This is a genomic window from Streptomyces sp. NPDC031365 (assembly GCF_055569765.1).
Genome location: NZ_JBVIIM010000015.1, coordinates 182,959 through 189,224 on the forward strand (window position 1 = coordinate 182,959; position 6,266 = coordinate 189,224).

Consider the following 6,266-nt stretch of genomic DNA (forward strand, 5'->3'; position numbering starts at 1 on the left):
CCTTGTCGTCCGTCCCCATGGGTTCCTACCGTGGAGGCACCCCCTGTCAGCACCGCGTGGAAGCGGAGGAACCCCTCTGTGCCCGAATCCCGTGTGGCGCGCCGACGGCGCTACCTCGTCTGCGAACCCAGACACTTCGCCGTCCGGTACTCGATCAACCCCTGGATGCATCCCGACCGTCCCGGCCATTCCGTCGATGTGTCCCTCGCCCGGCGCCAGTGGCGGACGCTGGTCGACACCTACCGCGACCACGGCCATACCGTGGAGACCGTGAAGCCGGAGCCCGGACTGCCCGACATGGTGTTCGCCGCGAACGCGGCGGTCGTCGTGGAGGGCCGTGTGTTCGGCTCCCGCTATCTCGCGCCCGAGCGGCGCCCGGAGTCGGTGCCGTACGAGGCCTGGTTCAAGTCCGAGGGCTACGACGTCCAGCACCCCGAGTCGGTGTGCGAGGGCGAGGGTGACCTGGTGCCCGCCGGGCGCTGGATCCTCGCCGGCACCGGGTTCCGCACCAGCCGGGAGGCGCATCGGGAGGCACAGGAGTTCTTCGGCGTACCGGTGATCGGCCTGACGCTGGTGGACCCGTACTTCTACCACTTGGACACCGCGCTGTTCGTGCTGGACGAGGAGAACGTCGCCTACTACCCGGAGGCGTTCTCACCGGGCAGCCGCGAGGTGCTCGCCCGGCTGTATCCGGACGCGGTGACCGCCACCCGTGAGGACGCGATGGCGTTCGGCCTGAACTCCGTTTCCGACGGACGCCATGTGTTCGTCTCACCGGGGGCGACGGACCTCACTGCCCGGCTCGCCGACCGCGGTTATGTTCCCGTCCCCGTCGACCTGTCCGAGTTCCACAAGGCGGGCGGGGGCATCAAGTGCTGCACTCAGGAGATCCGCTCATGACCTCTGTCGTCCCCGCGCGTACGTCTGCCCAGCTGATCGGCGCGGAGGAGCCGGTTCTCGCGCACAACTACCATCCGCTGCCCGTGGTCGTCTCCCGTGCGGAGGGCACCTGGGTGGAGGATGTCGAGGGCCGGCGGTATCTCGACATGCTGGCCGGCTATTCGGCGCTCAACTTCGGCCACCGGCACCCCGCGCTGATCGAGGCCGCACACCGCCAGCTGGACCGGCTCACGCTGACCTCGCGCGCGTTCCACAACGACCGGCTCGCGGAGTTCGCGGAGCGGCTGGCCGCCCTGACCGGGCTGGACATGGTGCTCCCGATGAACACCGGTGCGGAGGCGGTGGAGAGCGCGGTGAAGGTGGCCCGCAAGTGGGCCTACGACGTGAAGGGCGTCCCGGCCGACCGGGCGACGATCGTGGTGGCGGCGGACAACTTCCACGGCCGTACGACGACCATCGTGAGCTTCTCGACGGACGAGGTGGCACGCGCCGGTTTCGGCCCCTTCACCCCGGGCTTCCGCGTCGTCCCGTACAACGATCTCGCCGCGATGGAGGCAGCGGTCGACGAGACGACGGCGGCGGTGCTGATCGAGCCGGTCCAGGGCGAGGCGGGTGTCATCATCCCGGACGACGGCTATCTGGCCGGGGTGCGGGAGCTGACCCGCCGCGAGGGGTGTCTGTTCATCGCGGACGAGATCCAGTCGGGCCTCGGCCGCACCGGCCGTACGCTCGCCGTGGAGCACGAGCCGGTCGTCCCGGACGTGCTGCTGCTCGGCAAGGCGCTGGGCGGCGGCATCGTCCCGGTGTCGGCGGTGGTGGCCCGGCGGGAGGTGCTGGAGGTACTGCACCCCGGTGAGCACGGGTCGACGTTCGGCGGCAATCCGCTGGCCGCGGCGGTCGGCACGGCCGTGGTGGAACTGCTGGAGACGGGTGAGTTCCAGCGCCGGGCGGCTGAGCTGGGCGGGGTGCTGCGCGAGGGCCTCCAGGCGCTGGCGGGCAAGGGCGTCGTCGGGTTCCGCTCCCGCGGACTGTGGGCGGGCGTGGACATCGACCCGGCGATCGGCACCGGCCGCGAGGTCAGCGAGCGCCTCATGCGGGAGGGCGTCCTGGTCAAGGACACCCACGGTTCCACCATCCGGCTGGCCCCGCCCCTGACGATCACGGCGGAGGAGCTCCAGGACGCCCTCGCCACCCTGGAGAAGGTACTCACCGGCCACCTCTGAACCGCCCCGCCGTCCCTCGCCGGCCCGGGCGGGGGACGGTACCGCCCGGCCACGCCCAGGGAGCCACCGCCCGGCCTCAAGGGTGAAGATGGGGACAAGAGGTGGTAGACCACTCTCAGCGACAGAGAGGTCGGCCGTGGGCGGACACGAGGAGCAGGATGGTGCCCGGCAGGGGTTCGATGTGGCCGACGCCGCTCCCCTGTTGCTCGATCCGCACGGCATGGTGTCGAGCTGGACCGGTCGCGCCGAGCGGCTGCTCGGGTACGGCGCGCCCGAGGTGGTGGGCCGGAAGTTCGGCGAACTGCTGACCCCCGGCGACGCCGAGCGGGTGCCGGACCTGGTCGAGCGGTGCCGGTCCGACGGTGACTGGGCGGGGCTGATGACGGCCCGGCACCGGGACGGGCACCAGGTTCCGGTGATGGTGCGGGTCACGCCGACCGTGGAGCCGCGGGGCCGCACCTCGCTGCTGGTGCTGCTGTCCGAGCTGGCCGGCTCCGGGGGCTGGGACATGAGCCGCGCCGTGCTGGAGCAGATGGTCACCGGGACGCCCATCGGGATCGCGATCGTGGACACGGATCTGCGTTTCGTGTGGTCCAACGCGGCGCTGGAGCAGTTCGGCGGGGGCCCGGCCGGCCGGCGGCTGGGCCTGCGGTTCGCCGACGTCCAGCCGGGGCTGAACGCCGACGCCGTCGAGGCGCAGATGCGGCGTGTGCTCGACACCGGCGAACAGGTGGTCGGTTACGAGCACGTCGGCCGCGTCCGGTCGGCACCGCTGCGCGAGACCGCGCACATGCTGTCGTTCACCCGCCTCGATGACGACCGGGGCAGCCCGATAGGCGTGTACTACACCGTCGTGGACATCACGGAGCGGCACCGCGCCCGTCAGCGGCTGGCCCTGCTCGACCGGGCCGGCCAGTACATCGGCCGCACCCTGGACATCATGACGACGGCCCAGGAGCTGGCGGACATCGGCGTGCCGGAGCTCGCGGACTTCGTCACCGTGGATCTGCTGGAGACGGTGCTGCGGGGTGCCGAACTCCCGCCGGGGCCACTCAGCGACTCGGACCGGGTGCCCCTGCGCCACGCGGGGCACCGCTCGCTGTACGAGGACCTGCCACGGACGGTCGTGGACACCGGCGCGGTCGTGACCTACCTGGCGGGTTCGCCGCCCGTGCGCTGCTTGACCACCGGCAGGTCCTGGCGTCAGGAGCAGCTCGACCCGCTCGCCCCGGAGTGGCTCGTGGGGTCGCCGGGCGACCGGGAGTCCACCTTCCTGGAACTGGGGCTGCAGAGCGTGATGATCGTCCCGATCCGGGCCCGGGGCGTCACCCTGGGCGTCACCCTGTTCTTCCGCCGCCGCCGCGAGGACCCCTTCGACGCCGGCGACCTGAGTCTGGCCGAGGATCTCGTGTCCCGTGCCGCCGTCTGTGTGGACAACGCCCGGCGCTACACCCGCGAGCGGGACGCCGCGCTGGTCCTCCAGCGCAGCCTGCTCCCCCGCCGGCTGCCCGACCAGGACGCCGTGGAGGTGTCCGCGTGCTACCGCCCGGCCGACGAGCTGACCGGTCTGGGCGGCGACTGGTACGACCTGATCCTGCTGTCCGGCGCCCGCGTCGCCCTGGTCGTCGGCGAGGTACCGGGGCACGGCATCGACGCCGCGGCCGCCATGGGGCGGCTGCGCACGGCCGTGCGGACGCTGGCCGCGATCGATCTTCCGCCCGAGGAGGTACTCGCCCATCTGGACGACCTGGCCTCCCGGTCGGCGCGGGACGGGGGCGAGGGAGAGCCCGGGGACGACGCCCCCGGCCGGTCCCTCGGGTCCGGCTGTCTGTACGTCGTCTACGACCCGGTGGACGGCCGGTGCACGATGGCCGCCGCCGGCCACCCCGCGCCCGCCGTGGTGGCACCCGACGGCACGGTCACCTTCGTGGACCTTCCGCAGGGCCCGGCGCTCGGTGTGGGCGGCCCGCCGTTCGAGGCGGTGGAGCTGACCCTGGCGGAGGGCAGCACGCTCGTCCTGCACACGGACGGTCTGCTGGGCCGCGAAGGGTCCTTCTCCGCCGACACGGACCGGGAACGGCTGCGGCAGGCGCTCGCCCGGGCCTCGAGCCCGCTGGGGCCGAGCTGCCGGGCCGTCGTCGACGCACTGGTGCCGGCCCGCCCGTACGACGACGTGGCCCTGCTGATGGCCCGTACCAGGCGTCTCGCCCCGGAACAGGTCGCGGCCTGGGATCTGTCGGCGGATCCGGCCGTGGTGGCCGAGGCCCGCAGGACCGCCACACGGCAACTGTCCCGCTGGGGGCTGGACGAACTGGTGTTCACCACGGAACTGGTCGTCAGCGAACTGGTCACCAACGCCATCCGACACGCCTCCGGTCCCGTCCGGCTGCGGCTGATCCGTGAGCGCGCGCTGGTGTGCGAGGTGCTCGACGGCGGCGCCACCGCACCCCATCTGCGCCATCCCCGCGCGATGGATGAGGGCGGGCGCGGGCTGCTGCTGGTCTCCCAGCTGTCCCAGCGGTGGGGTACCCGGTTCGTTCCCGACGGGAAGGTCATCTGGGCGGAGCAGTCGCTGACCGCGCCGCTGGAGTGATCCGGTGACCGACGACGGTGGTGACCGGCGCCCGTCACGATCCGGTGCGCGTGCGGTCGAGCCGAGCCGTCCGTTCCACGTTCCGCCGGTCCTCGGGATCGTCGCTGGGCGACGCCGCGAACCAGGCGTCGAGAATCTCCTTCAGCAGCGGAGGGGACGTCAGCCGCAGGCTGAGGGCCAGTACGTTGGCGTCGTTCCAGCGGCGCGCGCCGTCCGCCGTGTAGGCGTCTGCGCAGAGCGCGGCCCGCACGCCGGGCACCTTGTTCGCGGCGATCGAGGCGCCCGTGCCGGTCCAGCAGCAGACCACCGCCTGGTCGGCCGCTCCCTCGGCGACCTCGCGGGCCGCCGCCTCGGAGGAGACCGCCCACTGCGGGTCGTCGCCGGGACTGAGAGCGCCGTGCACGCGTACATCGTGGCCTCGCCCGCGCAGTTCGGCGAGGAGGGCATGGGCCACGGGTTCGTCCATGTCGGAGGAGACGGAGATCCGCATACGGGCGAGCCTACTCGCCGCCCCGGGCGCGCTGACGGGCGTTCAGCCGTCGTGTGGCGCCCGGTGGCTTCCGGTCGCGTCGGACGTGGTGCCGGGCCGCGCCGCCCGGTCCTAGACTGGCACCTCACGACGTGCCGGATGACCTGCTGGAACGCGGCGGCACTGCCCGTTCGTCAGAGTCGAGGAGCGTGCTTTTGTTCTACTACCTGCTCAAATATGTGCTGCTGGGCCCGCTGCTGAGACTGGTCTTCCGCCCGCGAATAGAGGGCCTGGAGCATGTTCCGTCATCCGGCGCCGCCATCGTCGCGGGGAACCATCTGTCCTTCTCTGACCATTTTCTGATGCCGGCCGTCCTCAAACGGCGCATCACCTTCCTCGCCAAGGCCGAGTACTTCACCGGCCCCGGCCTCAAGGGCCGGCTGACGGCGTTCTTCTTCCGCAGCGCGGGCCAGATCCCCGTCGACCGCTCCGGCAAGGACGCCGGGCAGGCCGCCATCCGGGAGGGGCTGGGGGTGCTGGGCAGGGAGGAACTGCTCGGCATCTACCCGGAGGGCACGCGCTCCCACGACGGCCGCCTGTACAAGGGCAAGGTCGGTGTCGCGGTGATGGCCCTCAAGGCCGGCGTCCCGGTGATCCCCTGCGCGATGATCGGCACGTTCGAGGCGCAGCCGCCCGGCACGGTGATTCCCCGGATCCACCCCGTGGTGATCCGCTTCGGCGAACCGCTGGACTTCTCGCGCTACGCCGGCATGGAGAACGAGAAGGTGATCCTGCGCGCCGTCACGGACGAGATCATGTATGCCATCCTCTCCCTCTCCGAGCAGGAGTACGTCGACAAGTACGCGGCTGTCGCCAAGGCGGAGGATGCCGAGCGCAAGGCGGAGGAGAAGCGCCGGTTCCCGCGTCTGCCGAGGGGCTGAACCCGCGGGCATTCGGCTGACGAGGGCAGCCGGAGTGCTCCGGCCGCCCCCGTTATGTTTTTCGCGGTCCTGCAAGAGGGCCGCTGGCCTCCGGGTCCGGCATGACTGTGTCCCCCTGTCGAACGGATGACCTGGGGGGT

At 71.9% G+C, this 6,266-nt stretch carries 5 protein-coding genes; 4 read left to right on the forward strand and 1 reads right to left on the reverse strand.

Annotated features, from left to right (window positions below; genetic code table 11):
* The first annotated feature begins 78 nt into the window (after positions 1 to 78).
* The 3 genes from ddaH (at position 79) to ACZ5C2_RS22785 (ending at position 4,716) form a co-directional block, all read left to right on the forward strand.
* The gene (gene ddaH, locus ACZ5C2_RS22775) at positions 79 to 900 is read left to right on the forward strand and encodes a dimethylargininase (protein WP_468793829.1); all 822 of its coding nucleotides are present in this window, start codon (positions 79 to 81) and stop codon (positions 898 to 900) included.
* On the forward strand, positions 897 to 2,123 hold the full coding sequence (gene rocD, locus ACZ5C2_RS22780) for an ornithine--oxo-acid transaminase (RefSeq protein WP_468793832.1): 1,227 nt from the start codon (positions 897 to 899) through the stop codon (positions 2,121 to 2,123). The genes ddaH and rocD overlap by 4 nt, the downstream gene beginning before the upstream one ends.
* A gap of 136 nt (positions 2,124 to 2,259) precedes the next feature.
* Positions 2,260 to 4,716: a SpoIIE family protein phosphatase gene (locus ACZ5C2_RS22785; protein WP_468793835.1), complete on the forward strand. Its 2,457-nt coding sequence runs from the start codon at positions 2,260 to 2,262 to the stop codon at positions 4,714 to 4,716.
* 34 nt (positions 4,717 to 4,750) lie between these two features.
* Here ACZ5C2_RS22785 and ACZ5C2_RS22790 read toward each other — a convergent pair whose 3' ends face one another.
* Positions 4,751 to 5,206, reverse strand: coding sequence for an RpiB/LacA/LacB family sugar-phosphate isomerase (locus ACZ5C2_RS22790; protein ID WP_468793838.1), 456 nt, complete (start codon positions 5,204 to 5,206; stop codon positions 4,751 to 4,753).
* A 194-nt stretch (positions 5,207 to 5,400) separates the two neighbouring features.
* Here ACZ5C2_RS22790 and ACZ5C2_RS22795 point away from each other — a divergent pair, with 194 nt between their 5' ends.
* On the forward strand, positions 5,401 to 6,126 hold the full coding sequence (locus ACZ5C2_RS22795) for a lysophospholipid acyltransferase family protein (RefSeq protein ID WP_468793841.1): 726 nt from the start codon (positions 5,401 to 5,403) through the stop codon (positions 6,124 to 6,126).
* Positions 6,127 to 6,266 lie beyond the last annotated feature (140 nt).

Excerpts from the sequence above, each read along its gene's own strand:
- rocD (WP_468793832.1), top strand. The coding sequence starts at position 897 with ATGACCTCTGTCGTCCCCGCGCGTACGTCTGCCCAGCTGATCGGCGCG.
- ACZ5C2_RS22790 (WP_468793838.1), bottom strand. The coding sequence starts at position 5,206 with ATGCGGATCTCCGTCTCCTCCGACATGGACGAACCCGTGGCCCATGCC.